The organism is Nocardioides sp. AN3 (genome assembly GCF_054653495.1).
The window spans coordinates 78,145-101,321 of the sequence record NZ_BAAIGC010000010.1 but is presented as its reverse complement, the minus strand read 5'-3'; the positions used below and the strand labels follow the sequence as shown (position 1 = coordinate 101,321).

Here is a 23,177-nt window from a genome sequence, read left to right as displayed (position 1 = left end):
GCTGGGTGGCTGAATGTCTACTCTAGTCGATAGTTACGTCGGCATTGCGGATGAATCCACTTACGGGACGTTCGTTCCACCTACGAACTTTTTTGAGTACCTGTCTGAAGGTGTTACGGGTTCGTATGAGCGTATCGAGTCCGAGGGTCTGAGGGCCGGTAACAAGGTTCTCCGCACCGACCGTTGGGCAGTCAACCCTAAGGGTGCTGCCGGTGACTTCAAGCATGAGATTCTTGATGTCGGCTTCACGCCGCTCCTCAAGCACATTTTCGGTACTGTTTCGGCGGGGACACCTACGGGTGGTTTCACGATTCAGACGGCGACCCTGGGTGACCTGAAGGGTAAGAGCCTGTCGTTTAAGGCTGGTCGAGTGGATAGCGGCGGTACGCTGCGTCACTTCGACTATGCGGGCGGCAAGGTTAACGATTGCGAGTTCTCTAACGCCGTTGACGGGACACTCCAGGTGTCCCTCGGCCTTGATTTTGCGTCCGAGAACACGGCTGGCTCGTCGGCTACCCCGACTTACCCGTCGCTTGCGGCTCAGCTTTTCACGTTCGTCAACGGGTCGGTGACGATTGCTGGTACCTCGTTAGGTGTCACTGATTGTTCGGTCAAGATTGACAACGCTCTGAAGACTGACCGTTATGCGCTGCGTGGCGCATCGTCTACGGCTAAGCGTGAGCCTTTGACTGAGGGTCTGCGTGGGGTGTCGTTTGACATCAAGGGCGAGTTTGAGGACATGTCGCAGGTTAACCGCGTGTCGTCTTCGACGACTGCGGGTGCGCTTGCTGCTGTGATCTTGACGTGGAACACCCCTCAGGGTGGTCAGTTGACGATCACGCTGCCGAATGGCCGGTTTGACGAGGGCGCCGTGAATACTGATGGCGCCAAGGTGCTTGAGCAGGGCCTTACTGGTAAGGCGTTGTGGGATGGCACTGCTGAGCCGATCACGGTTGCCTATAAGGAGAAGACTTCCTAAGCGCTGACGCGCTAGCGGCATCGCCTTTTGAGGCGTAGCCGAAAGTCTTAGAAGAGTTTGAGCCCCTGGGTTTCGGCCTAGGGGCTCTCTCTTTTTCTCTCCTACCTGTTCTCACACTTATGAGGAGTTTGGATGTATGTTTGTGCCGAGTGCGAGGGTCCAATACCGGATGACTCGCGGCCTGACCGTGTTACGTGTTCGGTCCGCTGCCGGAAGGCGCGCAGCGAGCGGCTACGCATCGCACGCGCTGTCAGTAAGGCGCTAGCCGAGCGGGGCATTGAGTGAAGACGTGTATTGCCTGCGGGGTGGCCAAGGAAGTCGATGAGTTCTATCGAGTGTCTCGGCCTGGTGACCGGCGTCAGTCTCGGTGCCGCGCGTGTTACAACCGAAAGTCAAATGCCGCGAAGGCCGTTCGCATTAGGAATAACGCTGGATGGGTGAACCTCATCCGGCTTGCTGGCGAGTGCGTCGATTGCGGCGCATTGCACACGGCGAAGAATGTACTGGAGTTTGACCATATCGACCCAGCCACCAAGGTCCGTTGTATATCGGAGCTGGTTTGGATGGGTTACCCGTGGAACACGATCCGAGACGAACTGGCGAAGGTGCAGCTTCGCTGCAACCGATGCCACAACGCGAAGACAACCCGCATGGGCGAGCGGGGTCAAAAGAAGAAGGAAGACGTATGAGAATTGACAGGTTGAGTTCCGAAGAAGTTAACGCGCAAGTGGATGCGCATATTGTTCTACCGCCTGGTTCGGACTGCTGGGTTTGGGCAGGGCCTCATACGGATCTTTTCGACGGCGAGCCGGTGCTGCTGTTTAACCATGCGAAGCACGGTCCGGTGCGCGTGAAGGAGTGGCTGCGCGTCCGATTCGGTCACGACCGTCTCTTGTGGGAGCAGGCTAGACAGTACGCCGCCTGGTGCGGACTAGGCGAGCGGTGTGTCAATCCCGACCACCAGATGGAAGCTCACGTGATCAGTTGGAATGAGCTTGCTATCGGCCGTCGCAACGCTCACTCGGCACGCAAGAATGTTTCCTGAGCACTTTGAGAAGCCCGGAGCATTCTCAACACCGGAGCAACTAATTGCCTGGAATGCTCTTGTGATGCGCGTGAACGAGGCGAGGCGCAGGGCGCGAGCTGAGGCGTTCACCAGGGGCGAGATTCGACTGAGGGACGCTATCGGCTCTGAGCGCCCTGAGTGGTATCGCACCGGGCGGAAGTACGACGTTGACGAGTTGGCGCGCCAAAACGCTGGATTGAACTGGATTAATGGTAAGGCGATGAGCAGTTGGGAATACGATGAGCAAAACAGCAACGCTTAAGGGGATTGAGCCGAACGGCGCTCCGCCGTCATGGGATGCCGACAACATCCGCCGATATCTGCACCCTCACGGGGGCGGAGCATCCAACATTGACGCCGTGCTCTTTGCTGTGGGTCGGGACCCATGGAAGGACTGGCGGTCCTGGCGCCTCCCGATCTTGCGTGAGACGGCGCTAGCGGGCGCGTACGCCGCAAAGGGAGCCGGTAACAGCGGACGAGCTGTCGCATGGGTTGAGTGGTTTCAGCGTGCAGACCAGCTCTTGAAGAGCGCGGCACACCGCGCGCGACTTCAGGCGCTGAGTGACTACGACGATCAGGACCAACGTGACGATGAATTTGAAGGGTTTTGGCGATGACAGCCCCAGAACAAATCAAAGTGTCCGTCAAGTTCGATGGCGTGTCATGGACTGACATCAGTGACTATGTTGAAGGGTTCGACACGACCCGTGGACGCTCCTATGAAATGGACAGCATCGACGCAGGGGTCTGCAATCTCACGCTCAATAACAGTGACGGCAGGTTTACCCCCGGTAAAGCCACGTCGCCGTACTACCCGTATGTGATCCCTCGTCGTGAGTTGAAGGTTGAGGCAGCCGCCACAACGGGCGGCACCTTGCTTCCTGTCTTCCGTGGATCGGTTGAGAAGTGGACCGTCACTGTCGACAACGGCTCATCCGTGGTCACCGTGCCTGTCACTGATGGTCTAGCTACCTTGGCGAAGGTGCAGCTTCAGGACCCGGTGCGTTGGGTTACCGGCAACTACACGCCGGACCACTTCTACCCGCTTGACGACGGGTCGGACTCCATCACGGCGACAAACCTGATTCACCCGGAACAGCCGGGGAACGTGGTTACATCGAAGTATGGCGGGCTGGTTGCCCTGGGCGGTGATCCGTTGTACGGCTCATCAGGGGATGGGGCGTCACTGACGATCACGCAGGCTGATGGTCTTGCGGGCGGTGGGGTTGAGGTTCTTAAAAGCGCTGGCGCCGTTCTCGGCGCCGATTACTCGTTCTCGTTCATGTTCAATGTTCCGAGCATGGCGCACCCCAATGGGCAACGTCTCTTCACGATCTATGACGCCCCCGGGTCGCCAACCGTGTTCTGTGCCGTGTATCAGAACAGTCTTGACCTGACTTATGACCTGCAATTCTATGCGGTGCTGAGCACGGGTTCCCTTGACTGGACGCTACATCTTCCAGCCGGTGTCCTGGTTCCCGGCGTAACAACGCACGTGTCCTTCTATTTGAAGTCTAAGTCTGGGTCATGGCCTCAGACCTCGACTTATGCGACGGTCACGCCCGCTGCCAGCGGCACATCGTTCAACCGCGTTCTTCATTACGGGATCGATTGGCCGACGAGCGTATCGGCGAAGAACCCAACGCCGATCTACTCTGCGATGATCGGTGGCGAAGCGTCACCCAAGGTCGGTCAGGGCTACAACTATAACGGTTCGTATTCGTCGCTGGCGTTGTGGCTGGACGGGTTCCCGACCGGAACAGACCTCACCACGAACACGTATCCGCTTGCTCAGGATGTTGCTAACGCTGCGCTCCTGTCGGGCGCGGGCTATTCGTTCTCAAGCATCGCGGCGCTGGTGATGGCGCAGGCGTGGCCTACGGCTGGGAGTCTCCAAACAGGTGGGTCACCTGCCGATGCCGAAGAACTGCTGGCGCCGAGCTGGAGTGCGGGCAATACGGCCCTGGACGTTCTGCGGACGTACGCGAACTCTAATGGCGGCGTGTTCTTCTGTGATGAGCAGAACCGGCCCACATATAAGGGCCGTGATGAATACTTCGGCGGAACCTCGACGCTCACGCTTTCTGATGCCGGTGGGGCTGCTGTTGAGCCTGGCCTGACGTTTGAGGTTGATGAGGAACGGATCGTCAATCAAGCGACCGTTACCCGTCGCAACGGGTCCGTTCAGGTACTGAAGGACACTGCCTCTCAGGCCACGTATGGCCCTATCGGAGAGGACTTGGAGTCATGGGCGGCAACCGACGAGATGGCCGCGAGTGTTGGGTATTGGCGGCTTCATGAGCGGTCTACCGCGTTGACGCGGTGTGATCAGGTTGTGTTGAAGGTGTCTGCGATCCCTCTCGGGTTCGCGACCATCGCGGGGCTCTCATTCGGTCAACGGATCACCTTGGGTGATCTTCCTGTCACGGCTCCGTATTCGTCCGCCGAGTTCATTATCGAAGGCATTAGACATGATGTCACGGTTGATGGTGAGACTTACGAGTGGACGACAACGCTTTCGTTGTCGCCCGCCGAGCCTTGGGACGTGTGGATTCTGGAAGACCCGGTATTCGGTGCCATCGATGACGGTCCTGGCGTGATCGCCTACTAGTCCTCCAGGTCGACGATCACCGGCGCGTGGTCGGACGGCGAGCCCGGGAACACGGCGGGGTCACGCTCCTCTCGGTCGATGAACGCGTCCTTCACGCGAGCTGCCAGCGAGGGAGAGGCGAGCACGAAGTCGATCTTGAGGCCTCTGTCCCGTTGGTATCTGTTACGGTAGTAGTCCCAGTAGGTGTATCCCGGGGCGTGGGCCCGGGTGACCTCCGCCCAGCCGGACTCCAGGATGGACGCGAAGGCGGCGCGCTCGGCCGGGGTCACGTGCGTGGAGTTGCGGAACTGCGTCACGTCGAAGACGTCGTCGTCGGTGGGGCAGATGTTCCAGTCGCCGACGAGGGCTGCGTCCTCCCCGAGCCAGGCCTTGCCGGCCTCGCGCAGACGGGCCAGCCAGTCGAGCTTGTAGACGTAGTGCGGGTCGTCGGGCTTGCGCCCGTTCGGCACATACAGCGACGAGATGCGTACGCCGCCCGCCACGGCACTGAGGGCGCGCGCCTCGGACTCGGTCGGGTCGCCCCATCCGGGCATGCCCTCGAAGCCTACGGCGACCTGCTCCAGACCGACCCGGGAGATCAAGGCGACCCCGTTCCACTGGGAGTGGCCGACGGCCGCGACGTCGTATCCGCGGGCCTCCAGCCCCATCGTCGGCAGCTGGTCGACCTTCGCCTTCGTCTCCTGCAGCGCCAGGACGTCGATCCCATGGCGGTCGAGGAGGGCTTCGACGCGGTCGATGCGGGAGCGGAGCGAGTTCACGTTCCAGGTGGCGATGCGCACCCCCGGAGGCTACCGGGGAGGGGTTTGGAAGACTTGCGGGCATGACCGGCGCCGCGATCGACCTCCACGGTGTCGGTCGCGTCCACGAGGACACGTCCCGCGTGGTCGCCCTGGAGGGCATCGAGCTGAGCGTGCCGGCGGGGCGGTTCGTCAGCGTGATCGGCCCCAGTGGGTGCGGGAAGTCCACCCTGCTGCGCATCGTCGCGGGCCTCGAGGCGCCCGACACCGGCGACGTGACGGTGTGTGGCACCACGCCTCGCCGGGCCGCCGAGGAGAAGCGCCTCGGTCTCGTCCCCCAGCAGACGGCGCTGCTGCCGTGGCTGTCCGTGCTCGGCAACGTGACCCTGCCGGCGAAGGTCAACCGTCGCCACAACCGACAGCCCCCGCCTGACATGCATGAGCTGCTCCGGAGAGCCGGGCTCGGCGATGCCAAGCACCAGCGGCCGGCGCAGCTCTCGGGCGGCATGCGGCAGCGTGTCGCGATCGTGCGGGCCTTCGGGCTGCAGCCGGATGTGCTGCTGCTGGACGAGCCGTTCTCGGCGCTCGACGAGTTCACCCGAGAGGCGCTGCAGGAGCAGCTGCTCGAGCTCTGGGAGGGGCGCGGGGCGACGGTCCTCTTCGTCACCCACTCGATCCTGGAGGCCGTGCGCCTCTCCGACACCGTCGTCGTGATGGCACCACGCCCTGGGCGGATCGTGGACGTCGTCGACGTCGACCTGCCGCGCCCCCGGACCCAGGAGCTCATCCGCAGTCCCGAGTTCCACGTCTACGAGCTGGCGCTTCGCGAGCGCCTTCGCGACGCGTTCGAGCAGAGCGAGCGGGAGACCGCGTCGTGAGGAGAGTCCTGCATCCGGCGTACTGGGGGCCGGTCGTGCTGCTGCTCGTCGTCCTCGGCGTCCTGTGGCAGATCGGCGCGCACCAGATGCCGTACCTCCTGCCACCGCTCTCCGACGTCTGGGCGTCGCTGCGTCAGGATCCCGGCTACTTCGTGCACAACAGCTGGGTCACGCTGCGTGAGGCGCTGCTCGGCCTGCTCATCGGCTTCCTGGCGGCCTTCGCCCTGGCGATCCTCGTCAGCGAGGTGACCCTCGCCAGGCGTGCCGTGATGCCGGTGGCGGTCGTGCTGAACGTGACGCCGCTGGTCGCCATCGCCCCCGCGCTGGTGGTGGCCTTCGGCTTCGGGTCTGCGCCCAAGCTGATCCTGACCGCCCTGATCTGCTTCTTCCCGATCCTCATCAACGCATCGGTGGGCCTGCGGGCCGTCCCGATCCCCGTGCTCCAGGTCTTCGAGTCGGTGCACGCCTCGCGGTGGGAGGTGCTGTGGCACCTGCGCATCCCCGGCTCGCTGCCCTACGTCTTCGCGGCGCTGCAGATCGTCTTCCCGCTCTCGATCGTGGGCGCCGTCGTCGCCGAGCTGTCCGCGGCGGGATCGGCCGCCGGCCTCGGCACCGTGATCGGTGTCGCATCGTCCATGAACAGACTGGCCACCGTCTGGGCGGCTATCTTCGTGCTGGCCCTGATGGGCTCGTTGCTCCTGCTCCTGGTGACCGTCGTCGAGCGCCGCGCCCTGCGCTGGCACAGGTCCCGCTGAGCCTGCTCACCCCTGACGAGGAGAAGTCCATGAGAAGAGCCCGTGCACGCCTCGGCGCCGTGGCCGCGGTCGTGGTCGCGTCGCTCGCCCTGGCCGGCTGCGGCAGCGGCAGCGACGGGTCGGCCGGGAAGCAGGGCTCCGCCATCTCGGCCAAGCGCTGCGAGGCCAACAAGGCGGCCGGGAAGGTGACCTACCTCTCCGGCTACTACTGGCAGGCCTCCGCCTCGATCCTCGAGGTCATCGCCGCCGACAAGCTCGGCTACTTCAAGGACCTGTGCCTCGACGTGGAGCTCCAACCCGGGTCGGGCGACGTCAGCCAGAACAGCAAGCTGCTCGCCAGCGGTCGCGTCCAGGTCGGCGGCCTCTCGCAGCAGGACACGATGACCGCGAACGCCAACGGGCTGCGGATCACCGGCATCTCGTCGTACTCCGACGCAGGGCTCGACATCCTCATGACGATGCCGACCGTCACCGACCTCGCTCAGCTCAAGGGCAAGACGCTCGGGCAGAAGGGCTGGGTGCCGGTCGGGGTCTCCGCGATGCTCGACAAGGCCGGGCTGAAGCAGGGTGATCTCAAGGAGGTCAAGGTGGGCTACGACCCCACGATCCTGCCGCGCGGGCAGGTCGACGCGCTGGTCGGCTTCATCTCCAACGAGCCGCTCCAGCTCGCGGCAGCCGGGACGCCGGCCAAGGTGTGGGAGCCCCAGGACTTCGGCGTCCCCGGCTCGCTCGGAGCCTTCGCCGCCAACCCCGACTTCCTCGCGAAGCATCCGACCGCCGCCCAGGACTTCCTGCGGGCCGCGTTCAAGGCCTACCAGTACTGCGCCGACGCCTCGCACATCGAGCAGTGCATCGGCTTCCAGCACGACCGGGCCGGCGCCGACTCCGACCCCCAGCACGAGACGAAGGTCTGGCAGACCGAGACGAAGGTCGTCGCCGACAACCCGCTGCCGGGCAGGTTCGGCTCGATCGACGCCCGCAACGTCGCCAAGCTCGCGGGCGTCGTCACGCAGTACGGCGGCGTGAAGGTCACCCCCTCCCAGGCGGCCGGCTGGTTCGACAGCTCATTCAGCGACGCTGTGGTCGGTGCGGACGGCACAGTGATCTGGCCGGCGCCCTGATCGTCGTCGGTCAGCCGAGTCGCCAGGCCTTGGGGCCGGGTGCGGAGCGCTCGGTCGACGACCGCTCGACGCACAGCTCGTTTCCCTCCGGGTCAGCCAGCGTCACCCAGCCGCTGCCGTCGGGCTTGCGGTGGTCGGCGACCAGCGTCGCTCCGAGAGCGACGGCCTGCTCCACCTGCTCGTCCCGCGTGGCGTCGGTCGGCTCGAGGTCGAGGTGGACCCGGTTCTTGACGCTCTTGGGTTCGGGGACCGGGATGAACAGCAGTGTGGTCACGCCGGGCGCTGGGAAGTGCGGCGCGACCAGCACCTCCGGGTCGTCGTCGTAGAAGACCTGCCAACCGAGCAGAGCCGCCCAGAAGTCGGCGACCTTGCGGGCGTCGGCGCAGTCGAAGGTGATGTTGTTGATCGACACGGTCATGGTCACACCCTGGCGTGTGGGGCCGCCGGCCGCGACTGCGTTTCCGGGACTCAGGCCAGGAAGTCCTCCAGCATGCGGGGCGTCGCGGCGGCCGCAAGCGCGACGGCCTCGCCGATCGGGACATCGGGCACCAGCACCTGCTCGTGGCCAGCGGCAGTGGTTGCCGTCAGCTGCGCCAGTCCGCGCCGACGGTCCCAGAAGGACTGGTGCAACCGCCAGCCCACGATCCCCTCGGTCTCGAGCGCGGTGCGAACGGCGGTGAGCGTGCCGGTGGCGCTCACCAGGTAGCGCGCGGTGAGGGCATGGCCCAGCCGGCGGTAGCGCAGCGCGGCGCTCGCCAGGGTGAGCGGAGCCGCAACGACGAGCACGGCGAGCGGGAGCCACCTCGGCACCTCGAGGCCCCAGTGGGTGAGCAGCGAGGCAAGGACGGCCGTGGCGAGTGCCGCGACCGTCGCGTCACGCAGCGCCCGGAAGCGGTAGCGACGTCGCGTCGCCCGGCCATGCGCGGTGACGGGACACGCGACGGCCGCCCGCTCACCCAGGACCTCGGCAGCGACGTCCAGCACCACCTCGCGCGGCGCCGACGGCAGGAGGTGGGTCTCGTTGTCCTCGAGGCCGGTCGTGAGCACGTGCAGCTCGGCGCCGCGAGCGAGGCCGACCAGCGCCTTTCGCCGTACGACGGCGCCGCGGACCTTCGCCTCCTCGATCGTCGTCGCACGCCTGGTGAGGGCGCCGTGGACCCGGCGCAGCGTCGGCCCCTCCTTGCCCTGCTCGCGAACGACCTGAAGCCCGAACCAGCGGACCGCATAGCCGAGGCAGGACAGAGGCACCCAGAGAAGCACCCCAGCAGCCAGCACCCCTCCGCTGAGCAGCGCGACGTTCGCTCCGCTGAGCCAGTGCCAGATGGTCTCCACCTCGCGCTCATCGATGAGGTTGTCGAACTGGCTGGCCAGCGCGCCGAAGGCGGCGACCGCGATGGCGAGGTTGCCGACGTTGAGGGGAGCGAACCGCACCCAGGACCAGTCGAGCTGCACGACGACCTGCGGCGGGGCGGGGGCCTCCGGCTCATCGGCGGGGCGGGTGCCGTGGAGGAGCGCGACCCGGAGTCGCTCCGCCTCCGCCATCCCGAGTGAGTCCAGCTCCAGCCGGCTCTCGTCGACACCGGTGCCGACGGCCACCTTGGCGACGCCGAGGAGGCGATGCACGACGTCGGACTCCAGATCGACGCTGCGCACGCGGTCCAGCCGGGCCGTCACGGTCGTGCGGTTGAGCAGGCCGCGTCGCACCTCCAGGTGGGTGCCCGTGACGCGGTAGGTCGTGGTCAGCCACGGGATCGCGCCGACGAGGAGGACGGCGGCGACCGAGATCGGCACGACGACGTTGAACCCGATGGCAGAGCCACCTCCGACGAGCCAGGCGAGGGCCGGGACGATCGCCTTGGCGACGGTCGCCACGGGCTGCGTGGCCAGCGTGCGAGGGTCGAGTCGCTGCCACGGCGCCGTTACAGGCCCCGGCCCGCGGACCGAGCTCGTGCCGGTCCCGCCCTCCGTCCCACCGCCCGTCTGGTCCGCCATCTGGTCCGTCATGTGGCGTCCTCGGGCGTGGCCGCCGTGATGGTCACCAGTCGGGCGACGACCTCCTGTGCGACGGCGTCGTCGAGGCACGCAATGGCGACGGCCCCCGCGCTCGAGGCCGTCTGCACGGTGACGCTGCGCAGCCCGAAGGCGCGCATCAGTGGTCCCTGGGTGGAGTCGACTGTCTGCACGCGCGAGAGCGGGACGATCTCGTCGGTCCGGCTGAGCCAGCCATGGCGCACGTGGACGGCGATGTCGGTGACGTCCCAGCGATGCACGGCGTAGCGGATCCGCGGTGCCACCGTCAGCCACGGCACGGGCGCCACGACGAGCAGCACCACTCCGAGCCACAGCAGGACGCTCCACCAGCCGCCGGCGGCCAGGACGGCCGTCGCGAGCAGCGCGAGGGCGAGCGCCCACATGACGACGGCCCCGAGGGCGGCCCGCACCCGCCAGTAGGCGGGCGCGCGCGGCGACACCGGGTGTGTCGGCTGGCGCAGGGCGAGGGGGGACGTGCTCACGGCCCGAGCCTTGCACAGGGCGCTGACGCTTCGGCCGCGGATGCGGCACCCCACGGCGTACCCACCTAGGATTGCCCGACGTGGCTCTCACCATCGGCATCGTCGGCCTGCCCAACGCGGGCAAGTCCACGCTCTTCAACGCGCTGACCAAGAACAACGTGCTCGCGGCGAACTACCCGTTCGCGACGATCGAGCCGAACGTCGGTGTCGTCGGCGTGCCCGACCCCCGCCTGGACAGGCTCGCCGAGATCTTCGCCTCCGAGCGCGTGCTCCCCGCCACCGTCGAGTTCGTCGACATCGCCGGCATCGTGCGCGGCGCCTCGCAGGGAGAGGGGCTCGGCAACAAGTTCCTCGCCCACATCCGCGAGTCCGCGGCGATCTGCCAGGTCACGCGCGTCTTCCGCGACGACGACGTCACCCACGTCGACGGCGAGGTCAACCCGGGCAACGACATCTCCACCATCCAGACCGAGCTGATCCTCGCCGACCTCGAGACGGTCGAGAAGGCGATCCCGCGCCTGGAGAAGGAGGCTCGCAACAAGAAGGAGCTGGCGCCGGTCGTCGAGGCCGCCCACGCAGCGAAGGCGGCGCTGGAGGCCGGGACGCCGATCATGGCGACGTCGCTGGATCGCGCTCTGCTGAAGGAGCTGTCGCTGCTGACGGCCAAGCCCTACATCTACGTGTTCAACTGCGACACCGACGAGCTGGCCGACGAGTCGCTCAAGGCGAAGATGCGCGAGCTGGTGGCGCCGGCCGAGGCGATCTTCCTCGACGCCAAGCTCGAGTCGGAGCTCGTCGAGCTCTCCGACGACGAGGCGGCCGAGTTCCTCGCCGACGCCGGTGTGGCTGAGCCGGGTCTGGAGGTGCTGGCCCGCGTGGGCTTCGACACCCTCGGCCTGCAGACCTACCTCACGGCCGGCCCGAAGGAGGCCCGCGCCTGGACGATCCGGAAGGGCGCCACGGCTCCGGAGGCCGCGGGCGTCATCCACACCGACTTCCAGAAGGGCTTCATCAAGGCCGAGATCGTCTCCTACGACGACCTGGTGGCTGCCGGCTCGATGGTCAAGGCCCGCGAGGCCGGCAAGGTGCGCATGGAGGGCAAGGACTACGTCATGGCCGATGGCGACGTCGTGGAGTTCAGATTCAACGTGTAGTCTCGTCGAGATTCGCGCTAGAATTCTGTACGTGACCACCCTGCCGATCGCCGAGGTGCGCGCCAACCTCTCGAAGTTGGTCGAGGAGGCTGAGCGCACCCATCAGCGGGTCGAGGTCACCAAGAACGGACGGCGAGCCGCGGTGCTCATGAGCGCCGACGACTACGACTCACTCATCGAGACGCTCGACATCTTGGGCGACGCGGCCACCATGGCCGACATCCGCGAGGCCGATGAGGACATCGCGGCAGGCAGGGTGTACACCGCAGACGAGGTTGAGGCCGAGCTGCGCGCCCGCGGGATCCTCAAGTAAGTGCCGTATCGCGTTGAGTTGACGCGCCGTGCTCGGCGAGCGCTCTCGGAGGACCTTCCTGAGACCGTGGCCGCTGCCTGCTGGGCGTTCATCCTAGGACCGCTTGCGGAAAACCCTCATCGCGTGGGTAAGGCATTGCGGGACGAGATGACCGGGCGGCATGCGGCACGCCGGGGCGAATTTCGCGTGATCTACGAGATTCACGAGGACCGCATCGTTGTTCGGGTGATCACGATCCGTCACCGCCGTGACGCCTATTCGTGACGGAACCCGGTGGAGTTCCGCTTCAACGTCTGATGAAGGGGCATCCGCGTAGGTCGGCCGTCTGTAGCGAGGCCCTCATTCGCCAGCCATTCGCCAGCAGCCGCGTTGGCCTCGACGAACAGCCGAGCGGCAGCTTGCGGGTGGGGTCTTGAGCGGTCGGCCGTAGGTGGCCAACCCGGCGGCGAGAAACGTGCGCAGCGGCCCGGCGGTACCGGTGATCGGGGAGCTGCCGTGGCTTTGACTCACTGGGCCGTTAAATGCGAGCCGTCTTGGACAGCCGCCGGCGGAGAGGGCGGCGCGCGAGTTCGACCGCCTACGACGCGCCCGCAATCAGTACCGCTACGAGGCGAAGCCGGTGGGGGCCGCGGCGACCGAAGGGCCGTGCAGGTCGCGACGCTGTTCGACGCCGCCCTCGCCAGAGGGCTCGTGTCGTGACCCCGCAGTCCGCAAATAGTTCGCAAGTCTGATCCACCTGATCGAGGGCGTGCCCGACGACCGGCGGAGTCTTTTCCCCAGCGCGAAGATCTGCCCTTTCGATCCCACGCTCGGCGAGCGATGGTCGTCCCATGGGCATCAGGTACTACGCATACGCGTTCGAGCGGGATCAAGAGGACCAAGCACTGGGAGATCCGCGAGGAATCATCTCGAGCGATCCGCTTTCCGACGCGTGGGGCTTCGAGCCGCACGCGTCGGTGGCGGCCGTGACGTTCAAGCAGGCGGTGCCCGAGAGAGACATGCTCTATCTCGACAAGGCCTGGCGATACCTCCAGCAGATCACCGGGCCGCCATCAGCCACGACGCCGGCGCGGCCGGCGTACCGCATGTTCGAGGGCCGCGTGACGATGCGCAGGGAGGGGTGGATCCCGTGGTATCGCGCGCTCGCTTCGGCGGAGATGGCCGAAGTTGCGCGTGACCTTGCCGTCGTCACGGACCACATGGCCGCAACGTGCCTCGGTCACCTAGGCAACACGCCTGAAGATGTGGCGTATGCGCTGCACTTCTTGAATCGAGCGCGGACGTTCGCCGAGGGTCTCGTTGACGACGGGCGCGGCATGGCGTACATGATCGGATGAGGTCCGTGGACAGCTGCCTCGCCAACCAACACGCCCTGCGTGATAGATGCAGCGCGTGAACAGTCGTCGCTCTCAGCGGATGTCCACCGCCGAGCAGGTCACGCATTCGAAGAGCTGGACCGCCTCGCCGTCGTCGAACTCGACGGAGCGCAGGACCCACTCATGCTCGCCCTCAGGGCACGCGGTTGCGCCGATGGTCACGTCGAGCACCTCCCGCCTGTCGGCCGAGCGCGCGGCCTCGAGGTGAGAGGGGCTTCTCAGCTCAGGTCGAGCACGTGGCTCAGTCCCGCGATGGTCAGCAACCGTGCCGCAGGAGTGCCATTCCCGCATCGTACGGTCAGGGGGATCTCGCGAGAGGCGAGCAGCTTGCGCGCCCCGATCAGGCAAGCGATCCCGTAGGAGTCCATGAACGAGAGCTGCTGGACGTCGAGCACGAGCGTCGCCGGCCGTACGGCGATCGCCTCCTCGACCGCACGTCGCAGCAGCGGGCTGGTCTCGGTGTCGAGCTCTCCGGAGACCTCGACGACGGTCGCGTGAGGGTCGACCGATGTCGCGATGGCGAGGTTCGGGCCACTCGCACCTGGCACGGTCACTCTCCTCGGTTGGATTCGTGCGCCCCTGCGGGAGGCGTGCGCAGTCGTCGACTGGTCGTCCTTCAACGAGGCTATCTCACCCCTGAGGGTGATCTGGACGCGCGACACTCAGTCGAGGCGGTACGGGCTGGGACCAGGCACCCAGATGGCGTGGTGTGCCTTCTGATACGCCTCCACCGCGGTGCGGATCGTGGGGAAGAAGTGATCGTCGCCGAGAGTCCGTGCGAGCTCGTAGCTCTCCATCTTGTGCCGCACCGCGTCCTTCATCTCCGCGAAGACCAGACGTGTGCCTGCTCGCTCCAGATCGCCCTCGAGGTCCTCGAGCATGTCGGCGGCCGTCGTGTCGACGTCGGTGATGGGCTCGGCCGCGATGATGATCCACCGGGGGTGGGGGTCGAGCGCGGCGAGGCGGCGTACCTGGTCGCGGAAGGTGCGCGCGTTCGCGAACAGCAGGGGAGCGTCGAACCGGTAGATGGCCAGGCCGGGCAGGTGCTCAGTGGTCTCTCGGAAAGCCGTGTCGTGGTAGCCGCTGAGGTCGCTGGTCCGTCCGAGCATCGCCTGATGGGGCCACCAGACCCGCCGGAACACGTTGAGGATGGACATGCCGACGGCGACCGCGATGCCAGGCAGCACGCCGAGCAGCGCCACGCCGAGGAAGGCCACGACGGCGAGGATGAAGTCGGACCGGCGCTGGCGGCGGAGCCGGCGAAGCCCGGCGATGTCGGCGAGCGAGAGGGACGCGGCGATGACGACGGCCGCGAGCGCCGGCTGAGGGAGGTTGCGCAGCAGGCCCGGGGCGAAGAGCAGCATCGCCACGATCGCCGTCGCGCCGACTAGACCGGTGACCTGCGTGCGAGACCCGCTCTGGAAGGCGACAGCCGTGCGCGAGCCGCTGGTGCTGACCGGGAACCCCTGGAACAGGCCTGCAGCCAGACTGGCGGCCCCGACACCGACCATCTCGCGGTTCCCGTCGATCTCGGTGCCCGTCTTGTCGGCGAACACCGAGGCGGTCGAGATCGTGTCGGTGAGGGACACCAGGGCGATGCCGAGTGCGCCGGCGAACAGGAGACCCACGTCCCCGAACGGCACCGTCGGGATCGTGAAGGGCGGGAAGCCTGAGGGAAGCACGCCGACGAGAGAGACCCCGTGTTGGTCGAGGTCGAAGACCCCGACCGCCGCGATCGCGAGCACGACGGCGGCCAGGACGCTCGGGAACAGCGGCCACAGCCGCTGCAGCACGAGGATGAGCGCGAGGCAGGCGAGGCCGACGGCGAGCGCGGCGCCGACCGTCTCGCCGTTGGCGACGGCCTTCGTGAAGTTGACCGCCTCATCGAGGAGGTGGTCTCCCTCGACCGAGAACCCGAAGAGCTTGGGGAGCTGGCCGACCAGGATGGTCAGCGCGAGGCCGTTCATGTAGCCGATCTGTGTCGGCTTCGAGAGCAGGTCGGCGACGAACCCCAGCTTGAACGCACCCGCGAGCACGGTGATGGCGCCCACCATCAGCCCGAGCACCGAGGCGTAGGCGACCGCGGCCTGCGGGCTGCCGTCGGTCGCCACGAGCGGCAGGACGGTCGCAGCGATCATCGGGCCGAGTGAGGAGTCGGGCCCGAGCACCAGGACACGGGACGGCCCGAACAGCGCGTAGCCGACGAGCGCGAGGATCGTCGTGTAGAGCCCGGTGATCACGGGGAGGCCGGCCAGCTCGGCGTACGCCATCCCCTGCGGGATCAGAAGGGTGGTGACCACGAGCCCGGCGACGAGGTCCTTCCCGAACCACGCCGGCCGATATCCCCGGAGCGAGGCAACGCCTGGGAGGGCACGCGAGAGCGCGACCAGACGCGGGACTGCCTCTGCTGTCACACCGACCCTCCCGTCCCTCCGGCTCGCGTGGTCGTCTGGACCTGCCCTCCTCCGAGAAGATCATCCCGGCTGCCGATGTGCACCGCCCGAACTGGGGGACCCGCCGGCTCTCGGCATGTGGTCGCTGGGACTGCAGTGACCGCCGTGAGGGCCGACTGGCGGATTTTACATAGTCCGTTCGGGTCAAATCGTCACGAAGCCCTTATGTCATCGGACACACGACGCACACGCTGGGTCCACGCCTCGAGGGGGGCGCTGCGCGGACGGGGCCGGGGGGCTCCGCGACGAGAGTCCGGCGCAGGGGGAGTCTCAACGGGGGTCAGTTCATGCATGCAGCGTTTCGTCGACCGACCAGGCTGGCGCTGGTCGCAGTCCTCGCAACAGTCATCAGCGGGGTCAGCCTGCCGGCCGTCAACGCGGCCAATGTCACGAGCGCGGTGTTCAGCGGCGGTGCCGGGACCTTCACTGCGACGAACGGAACGGTGTACGCGAAGCAGGGCGCCGCGCTGACCCTGACCGTCGACACCGACGCAAGCACCCAGTGCGTCGATGTCATCGACGGCAGCGGCGCCACGATCGCTACCCAGACCGCGGACAAGGGCACCAGCAGGTGGACGTTCAGCGGATCTGCGTACCCGTGGCTGACCGCCGGCGCGGGCGCCGGGGTCGTCTCCTACACCACGAAGTCTTGGAAGGGGTTCAACACCAACGGCAAGTGCACAGCGAACCTTGGCCTGCAGACTGCCTCGTACACCCTCGACAACACGGCGCCGACCGCCACGGCCGCGCTGGCTCCCGCCCCGAACGGCGCGGGCTGGAACAAGTCCGACGTCACCATCACCTGGACCGGCGCCGACACCGGCGGCTCGGGCGTCAAGTCCCTCACCCCGGCCACCGACTCGGTGACCGCGGACGGCGCCGTCACGAAGACCACCACCGTCACGGACAACGTCGGCAACACCGGCAGCGGCTCGGTGACCGTCAAGCTCGACAAGACGGCGCCGACCATCACCGGATCCCGCACTCCCGCCGCCAACGCGAACGGGTGGAACAACACCGACGTGACCGTCTCGTTCACGCCGTCGGACGCCACCTCACTCGTCAAGTCGTCGACAGGTCCGACGACCCTGTCGTCAAACGGGGCGAACCAGTCGGTCACCGGCACCGTCACTGACAACGCGGACAACACCGCGAGCACCACGGTGAGCGGCATCAACATCGACAAGGTGGCCCCGACCCTGTCCGGCAAGCCGACCACGAACCCGAACGCCGCCGGCTGGTACAAGGGCGACGTCGACGTCGCGTGGACCGCCACCGACACGCTGTCGGGCACGTCTAACCCGGCGAACAGCACGATCACGGGGGAGGGCGCGGCGCTGACCGCGAGCGCCACCGCCACCGACAAGGCCGGCAATGCGACGAACGCGCAGAGCGCTCCGGTGAAGATCGACCGCACGGCCCCCAACACCACAGTCACCGCGCCGCCGGCCTGGAACAAGAGCGACGTCACCCTGACTCTGGTCGCGAACGACGGTCTGTCCGGCGTCGACAAGACGTTCTACCAGCTCGACGGTGGCACGCAGACCGCCGGCACGAGCGTGCCGGTGACGGCCGAGGGCAACCACACCCTGAAGTTCTGGAGCACCGACCTGGCCGGCAACATCGAGGCGGCCCACACCGTCTCCTTCGGCATCGACAAGACCTCGCCCACCATCGGGCACACCCAGAGCCCAGCGGCCAACGCCGACGGCTGGAACAACACCAACGTGACGGTGACGTTCGCCTGCTCCGACGCGCTGTCCGGTGTCGCGAGCTGCACCGACCCGCAGACGGTCACCACCGAGGGCACGGCGCAGATCGTGACCGGCACCGTGAAGGACAACGCGGGCAACACGGCGACAGACCCGGCCGCGGTGAATATCGACAAGACCAAGCCGGTCATCGCCGTCGACGCCCTCCCTGCGCCGAACGCCTACGGCTGGTACGGCGACGACGTCACCGCGACCTACACGGCCACCGACGCGCTCTCTGGCGTCAAGACGCAGGACAAGGCGCACACCTTCGGTGAGGGCGCGGCGCAGACCGACACCGCGACTGCGACCGACGCCGCAGGCAACAGCGCGTCGGTGACGACGCCGGCCGTCAACGTCGACAAGACGGCACCGACCATTACCGGCAAAGTCGTCGGCACCCCGAACGCCAAGGGCTGGTTCACCGGGGACGTCACGGTCCACTGGACCTGCGCCGACAACCTCTCCGGCGTCGTCGTCTGCCCGGTCGACTCCGTCGTCAAGGGTGAGGGTGGCAACCTGTCCGCCTCGGCGAGCGTCACCGACAAGGCCGGTCACACCGCCACCGCCACTGTCGACGGCATCAAGATCGACCGCACCGCGCCCACGACGTCGGCGACCGGAGTCCCCAGCGGGTGGGTGAACGCGCCCGTCACCGTGGGCCTGCACGCGACCGACGATCTCTCCGACGTGGCCACCACCTCCTATGCCGTCGACGGCGTCGACACCCCGGCCACGGGTGACGCCGTCACGATCGGCGCCGAGGGCGTGCACACCGTGACGTACTGGTCGACCGACAACGCGGGCAACAGGGAGGACGCGAAGACCTTCAAGGTGTCGGTGGACCTGTCCTCGCCGAGCATCACGCCCAGCCAGTCGCCCGACCAGAATGCGCACGGCTGGAACAACACCGATGTCGCCGTGAGCTTCTCCTGCGCCGACCAGACCGCGCTGTCGGGCCTCGCGGAGTGCTCGGCCCCGCAGAAGGTCAGCACCGAGGGCAAGGCACAGAAGGTCACCGGCAGCGCCGCAGACAATGCGGGGAACACCACGTCCGCGACGGCCACGGTCAACATCGACAAGACTGCGCCGACCATCACCGGCGCACCGGACCGAGCTGCGAACGGGGCCGGCTGGTACTCCGACGACGTCACGGTGTCCTTCGAGGGCGAGGACGGCCTCTCCGGCATCGACACCGTCACCGGTCCCCAGCACCTCGGAGAGGGCGCCGACCAGTCCGTCGACGGCACCGCCACGGACAACGCCGGCAACGCAGCCACGACAACCGTCAGCGGGATCAACGTGGACAAGACGGCGCCGAGCCTGAGCGCCGCCCCGACCACGAGCCCCAACACGAACGGCTGGTACAACACCGACGTCACGCAGACATGGTCAGCCGACGACGCCCTGTCGGGCCTCGCCGGCAGCAAGCCCGCCGACTCGGTCCTCTCGACCGAGGGTGAGGCGCAGACCGCCTCGGCCTCCGTCTCGGACAAGGCCGGCAATACCACCACCGCCACCAGCCAGCCGGTGAAGATCGACAAGACCGCGCCGAGCACCGCCGTCTCCGCCCCGAGCGGTTGGGTCAACAGCAGCGTCAACGTCACCCTGACGCCGCACGACGCCCTCTCCGGAGTCGACGCCACCCACTACAGCGTGGACGGCGGCGACGAGCAGACGGGCACCACGATCACGCTGAACGCCGAGGGAACCCACACCATCGCCTACGGCAGCACCGACAAGGCGGGCAACGTCGAGAAGGCGAAGACGGTCACCGTTCAGATTGACAAGAGCAACCCGACCATCACCCACGCGCTCACGCCTCGGGCCAACGGCAACGGGTGGAACAACGCCGACGTCACGGTCACCTTCACCTGCGACGACCAGGCGACCCTCTCCGGCGTCGCGAGCTGCACTGCGCCCCAGACGGTCACCGCCGAGGGCAAGGACCAGTCGGTCACGGGCACCGCGACCGACAACGCGGGCAACTTCGCGACCGACCCGGCCACGGTGAGCCTGGACAAGACCAAGCCGACCATCACCGGAAGCCGCAGCCCGGCCGCCAACGCGCTCGGCTGGAACAACACCGGCGTCACCGTGCACTTCGACGGCAAGGACAGCCTGTCCGGCATCGACTCGGTCACGCCGGACAAGACGCTCGGCGAAGGCGCCGACCAGTCGGCCGAGGGCACCGCGACCGACGCCGCCGGCAACACCGCGAGCGCAGGCGTGGATGGCATCAACGTCGACATGACAGCGCCGACCCTGACGGGCACGCCGACCGTCGCGGCCAACCACAACGATTGGTACAACGGCGACGTCACCATCGCGTGGACGGCCAAGGACGGTCTGTCGGGCATCGCCACCGAACCTGCCAACACCACGATCACCGGAGAGGGCAGCCACCTCGTGGACACCGCCACGGTGGCCGACCGCGCGGGCAACAGCACCACCGCCGACAGCGCCGCGGTCAACATCGACCGCACCGCCCCGACCACCGGTGCCGACGCACCGGCCGGCTGGAACAACAGCGCGGTCACCGTCAGTCTGGATGCCAGCGACGGCCTGTCGGGCGTCGACGCGACGTACTACGCCCTCGACGGCGGGGACACCCAACGGGGCAAGTCGGTCGCCATCGACACCGAGGGCGTCCACACGCTGACCTACTGGAGCGTCGACCAGGCCGGCAACGCGGAGGCTCCGCACAGCGTGACGGTCAAGATCGACCTCACCCGGCCGACCATCGGGCACACGGTCAGCCCGGCCCCGAACGCGAAGGGGTGGAACAACACCCCGGTGACGGTCGGCTATCACTGCGACGACGCACTCTCCGGCGTGGCGAGCTGCCCGTCCGAGGTGGAGGTCAGCACCGACGGGCAGGACCAGGCCGTCCCCGGCACGGCTGTGGACAACGCCGGCAACACCCAGACCGACAACGCGAGGGTGAGCATCGACACCGTCAAGCCGACCATCACGGGCGCCCCTGACCGGGACGCCAACCTGAACGGCTGGTACGCCGGTGACGTGACGGTCAGCTTCGACTGCCACGACAGCCTGTCCGGCATCGCCCACTGCCCAGCGCCCTCCACGCTAGGCGAGGGCAAGGAGCAGTCGGTCGAGGGAACCGCGACCGACACCGCCGGAAACAGCAAGGACGCCACCGTCGGGTCCATCAACGTCGACAAGACCGCGCCGACGCTGACAGGCGCCGCCACCACCGACCCGAACGGCGCCGGCTGGTACAACGGCAACGTCACCATCAGGTGGACCGCCGCCGACCTCCTGTCGGGCTTGGACGGCCCGACGCCGACCGACAGCACCATCGACGGCGAGGGCGCCGGCCTCACCGCCGGCACCTCGGTCCGTGACCTGGCAGGCAACGCGACCTCCTCGATGAGCGCCCCCGTCAAGATCGACCGGACCGCGCCGAGCACGACGGTCTCGGACGTCTCCGACTGGAGCAGCAGCGCCGTCACGGTGAAGCTGACGGCGAGCGACAACCTCTCGGGCGTCGCGGCGACGCACTACCAGCTCGACAAGGACCCCGCCGGCACCGGCACCAGCGTCACGATCGCCACCGAAGGCATCCACACGCTTCAGGTGTGGAGCGTCGACGTCGCCGGCAACGTCGAGGCCCAGAAGAACATCGCGGTCAAGATCGACAAGACGGCGCCCGGGATCAGCCACACGCTGTCACCGGCCCCCAACGCGCGCCGGTGGAACAACAGCGACGTCACCGTCACGTTCACCTGCACCGACAGCGGCTCCGGGATCGCCGAGTGCACCGCACCCGTCACCAAGGGCGAGGGTGCAGCGCAGAAGGTCGAGGGCACGGCGACGGACAGGGCGGGCAACTCGGCGACCGACGAGGCCACGGTCAACGTGGACAAGACGAAGCCCACCGTGACCGGCACCTTGTCGGCCGGCGCCAACGGCAAGGGCTGGTTCAACGCCGACGTCACGGCGACGTTCACCTGCGCCGACCAGGACGGCCTCTCCGGCGTCCTGTCCTGCCCCGCCGCCAAGACGCTGGGCGAGGGTGCGAACCAGAGCGTCGGCGGCACTGCGACCGACGCGGCGGACAACACCAGCGACGCCTTCACGATCACGGGCATCAACGTCGACACGACCGATCCGACCCTGTCTGGTGCCGCCACCACGGCGCCCAACGGCAACGGCTGGTACAACGGCGACGTCACCGTGAAGTGGTCCGCAGCCGACTCTTTGTCGGGCATCGACGGTGCCGATCCGGCGAACACCACGATCACCGGCGAGGGCGACGCCCTGTCGACCAGTGCCTCGGTGAGGGACAACGCCGGCAACACGGTCAGCACGACGCTCACGGGCGTCAAGATCGACCGGCATGCGCCCAGCACCCACGCCACCGCACCGAGCGGATGGCAGAGCAGCGACGTCACCGTGAAGCTCAGCGCGACCGACAACCTGTCGGGAGTCGCGGGCACCTACTTCGCGGTGGACGGCGGTGCCACGCAGACCGGCACCACGGTCGCCGTCACCAGCGAGGGCACCCACAAGGTCGCCTACTGGAGCGTCGACAACGCCGGCAACATCGAGACCGCCGGCACGGTCACCGTCCTGGTGGACAAGACGGCGCCGGTGATCACCGGCAAGGCAACCACCAGCCCGAACGCCGCAGGTTGGTACAACGCTCCGGTCACCGTGCAGTTCGACTGCAAGGACGCCGTCAGTGGCATCGCCAGCTGCCAGCCGGACGCGACGCTCGCCGCCCAAGGCCCGAACGCCGTCACGGGCACGGCCGTCGACAACGCCGGCAACAAGGGCACCACGACCGTCACCGGCATCAACGTCGACACCGTCGCTCCGAGTGTCACGATCGGCGGGATCAAGGACGGAGCGACGTACACGATCGGCGCCGTCCCCACGGCCACTCCGAGTGCGACCGACGACACCAGCGGGCTGGCCGCCCCGGCGACGGGCACGAAGACGGGGGGCACCGCCAACGGCGTGGGCACCTTCACCTACACCGCGACGGCGACCGACAAGGCCGGCAACGTGGGCACGGCCACGGCGACCTACACGGTGGTCTACGGATACGGCGCCACGCTGTTCCTGCAGCCGGTCAACGACACCGCCCACCAGACGGGCCTGTCGACCAGCGTCTTCAACGCCGGGCAGACGATTCCGATGAAGTTCCAGCTCAAGAACGCGGCCGGCCAGGTCATCGCGGCAGGCAGCGCTCCGAAGTGGCTGAACCCGGTCAAGGGCAGCGCCACCACAGCGGCGGTCAACGAGACGGCGTACACCGCAGCCGCGTCGGTCGGCGGCACCTACACCTGGGACGGCTCGCAGTACCAGTACAACTGGAAGACCGACAAGACCCAGGCCGGCAGCTACTGGCGGGTGGGTGTGACTCTCGACGACGGGCAGACCTACTTCGTCACCATCGGTCTGCGCTGAGAGTCGTTACGTGGGGCCCCGCGTCGCGGAC

19 protein-coding genes are annotated in these 23,177 nt (G+C 67.3%); 12 read left to right on the top strand and 7 right to left on the bottom strand.

Going from position 1 to position 23,177, the window contains the following annotated elements:
• Nucleotides 1-13 precede the first annotated feature (13 nt).
• The 4 genes from ACYQ1K_RS13235 to ACYQ1K_RS13220 all read left to right on the top strand — a co-directional run bounded on the left by ACYQ1K_RS13235 (nucleotide 14) and on the right by ACYQ1K_RS13220 (nucleotide 4,656).
• Complete coding sequence (locus ACYQ1K_RS13235; protein WP_459983463.1) at nucleotides 14-979, top strand: phage tail tube protein; 966 nt, start codon at nucleotides 14-16, stop codon at nucleotides 977-979.
• A 437-nt stretch (nucleotides 980-1,416) separates the two neighbouring features.
• Complete coding sequence (locus ACYQ1K_RS13230) at nucleotides 1,417-1,668, top strand: hypothetical protein (RefSeq protein WP_459983462.1); 252 nt, start codon at nucleotides 1,417-1,419, stop codon at nucleotides 1,666-1,668.
• A complete protein-coding gene (locus ACYQ1K_RS13225) occupies nucleotides 1,665-2,024 on the top strand; it encodes a hypothetical protein (protein WP_459983461.1) in 360 nt (119 codons plus the stop codon). The genes ACYQ1K_RS13230 and ACYQ1K_RS13225 overlap by 4 nt, the downstream gene beginning before the upstream one ends.
• Before the next feature lie 634 nt (nucleotides 2,025-2,658).
• Nucleotides 2,659-4,656, top strand: coding sequence for a hypothetical protein (locus ACYQ1K_RS13220; protein WP_459983460.1), 1,998 nt, complete (start codon nucleotides 2,659-2,661; stop codon nucleotides 4,654-4,656).
• Here the strand turns inward: ACYQ1K_RS13220 and ACYQ1K_RS13215 are convergent.
• Complete coding sequence (locus ACYQ1K_RS13215) at nucleotides 4,653-5,435, bottom strand: exodeoxyribonuclease III (protein WP_459983459.1); 783 nt, start codon at nucleotides 5,433-5,435, stop codon at nucleotides 4,653-4,655. The two genes, ACYQ1K_RS13220 and ACYQ1K_RS13215, sit on opposite strands and share 4 nt — an antisense overlap.
• A gap of 41 nt (nucleotides 5,436-5,476) precedes the next feature.
• Here ACYQ1K_RS13215 and ACYQ1K_RS13210 point away from each other — a divergent pair, with 41 nt between their 5' ends.
• From ACYQ1K_RS13210 to ACYQ1K_RS13200, 3 genes are read left to right on the top strand one after another with little or no spacing between them, the layout of a single operon-like run.
• A complete protein-coding gene (locus ACYQ1K_RS13210; protein ID WP_459983458.1) occupies nucleotides 5,477-6,271 on the top strand; it encodes an ABC transporter ATP-binding protein in 795 nt (264 codons plus the stop codon).
• Nucleotides 6,268-7,026 carry an ABC transporter permease gene (locus ACYQ1K_RS13205; RefSeq protein ID WP_459983457.1) on the top strand — a complete coding sequence of 253 codons (759 nt, stop codon included), beginning with the start codon at nucleotides 6,268-6,270 and terminating at the stop codon, nucleotides 7,024-7,026. The genes ACYQ1K_RS13210 and ACYQ1K_RS13205 overlap by 4 nt, the downstream gene beginning before the upstream one ends.
• A gap of 29 nt (nucleotides 7,027-7,055) precedes the next feature.
• Entirely contained in the window at nucleotides 7,056-8,147 is a 1,092-nt protein-coding gene (locus tag ACYQ1K_RS13200; protein ID WP_459983456.1) for an ABC transporter substrate-binding protein, read from the top strand.
• Between the two features lie 10 nt (nucleotides 8,148-8,157).
• Here the strand turns inward: ACYQ1K_RS13200 and ACYQ1K_RS13195 are convergent, their stop codons facing one another.
• From ACYQ1K_RS13195 to ACYQ1K_RS13185, 3 genes are read right to left on the bottom strand one after another with little or no spacing between them, the layout of a single operon-like run.
• Nucleotides 8,158-8,565: a VOC family protein gene (locus ACYQ1K_RS13195; RefSeq protein WP_459983455.1), complete on the bottom strand. Its 408-nt coding sequence runs from the start codon at nucleotides 8,563-8,565 to the stop codon at nucleotides 8,158-8,160.
• A gap of 50 nt (nucleotides 8,566-8,615) precedes the next feature.
• Entirely contained in the window at nucleotides 8,616-10,151 is a 1,536-nt protein-coding gene (locus ACYQ1K_RS13190; RefSeq protein WP_459983454.1) for a PH domain-containing protein, read from the bottom strand.
• Nucleotides 10,148-10,660, bottom strand: coding sequence for a PH domain-containing protein (locus ACYQ1K_RS13185; RefSeq protein ID WP_459983453.1), 513 nt, complete (start codon nucleotides 10,658-10,660; stop codon nucleotides 10,148-10,150). Before ACYQ1K_RS13185 ends, ACYQ1K_RS13190 begins: the two co-directional genes overlap by 4 nt.
• Before the next feature lie 80 nt (nucleotides 10,661-10,740).
• Here ACYQ1K_RS13185 and ychF point away from each other — a divergent pair, with 80 nt between their 5' ends.
• From ychF to ACYQ1K_RS13165, 4 genes are all read left to right on the top strand, one after another.
• Complete coding sequence (ychF, locus tag ACYQ1K_RS13180) at nucleotides 10,741-11,814, top strand: redox-regulated ATPase YchF (protein ID WP_459983452.1); 1,074 nt, start codon at nucleotides 10,741-10,743, stop codon at nucleotides 11,812-11,814.
• Between the two features lie 31 nt (nucleotides 11,815-11,845).
• Nucleotides 11,846-12,127 carry a type II toxin-antitoxin system Phd/YefM family antitoxin gene (locus tag ACYQ1K_RS13175; protein WP_459983451.1) on the top strand — a complete coding sequence of 94 codons (282 nt, stop codon included), beginning with the start codon at nucleotides 11,846-11,848 and terminating at the stop codon, nucleotides 12,125-12,127.
• A complete protein-coding gene (locus ACYQ1K_RS13170; RefSeq protein ID WP_459983450.1) occupies nucleotides 12,128-12,391 on the top strand; it encodes a type II toxin-antitoxin system RelE family toxin in 264 nt (87 codons plus the stop codon).
• Nucleotides 12,392-12,957: 566 nt separating this feature from the next.
• Nucleotides 12,958-13,464, top strand: a complete 507-nt coding sequence (locus ACYQ1K_RS13165) for a hypothetical protein (RefSeq protein WP_459983449.1) — start codon at nucleotides 12,958-12,960, stop codon at nucleotides 13,462-13,464.
• A 72-nt stretch (nucleotides 13,465-13,536) separates the two neighbouring features.
• On the opposite strand, the gene ACYQ1K_RS13160 is transcribed toward ACYQ1K_RS13165, so the two are convergent.
• From ACYQ1K_RS13160 to ACYQ1K_RS13150, 3 genes are all read right to left on the bottom strand, one after another.
• Entirely contained in the window at nucleotides 13,537-13,665 is a 129-nt protein-coding gene (locus ACYQ1K_RS13160) for a hypothetical protein (protein WP_459983448.1), read from the bottom strand.
• 56 nt (nucleotides 13,666-13,721) lie between these two features.
• A complete protein-coding gene (locus tag ACYQ1K_RS13155) occupies nucleotides 13,722-14,051 on the bottom strand; it encodes an STAS domain-containing protein (protein ID WP_459983447.1) in 330 nt (109 codons plus the stop codon).
• Between the two features lie 114 nt (nucleotides 14,052-14,165).
• A complete protein-coding gene (locus tag ACYQ1K_RS13150; RefSeq protein ID WP_459983446.1) occupies nucleotides 14,166-15,917 on the bottom strand; it encodes a SulP family inorganic anion transporter in 1,752 nt (583 codons plus the stop codon).
• 326 nt (nucleotides 15,918-16,243) lie between these two features.
• On the opposite strand from ACYQ1K_RS13150, the gene ACYQ1K_RS13145 reads away from it, so the two are divergent.
• On the top strand, nucleotides 16,244-23,146 hold the full coding sequence (locus ACYQ1K_RS13145; protein WP_459983445.1) for an OmpL47-type beta-barrel domain-containing protein: 6,903 nt from the start codon (nucleotides 16,244-16,246) through the stop codon (nucleotides 23,144-23,146).
• The last annotated feature ends 31 nt before the right edge of the window (nucleotides 23,147-23,177 follow it).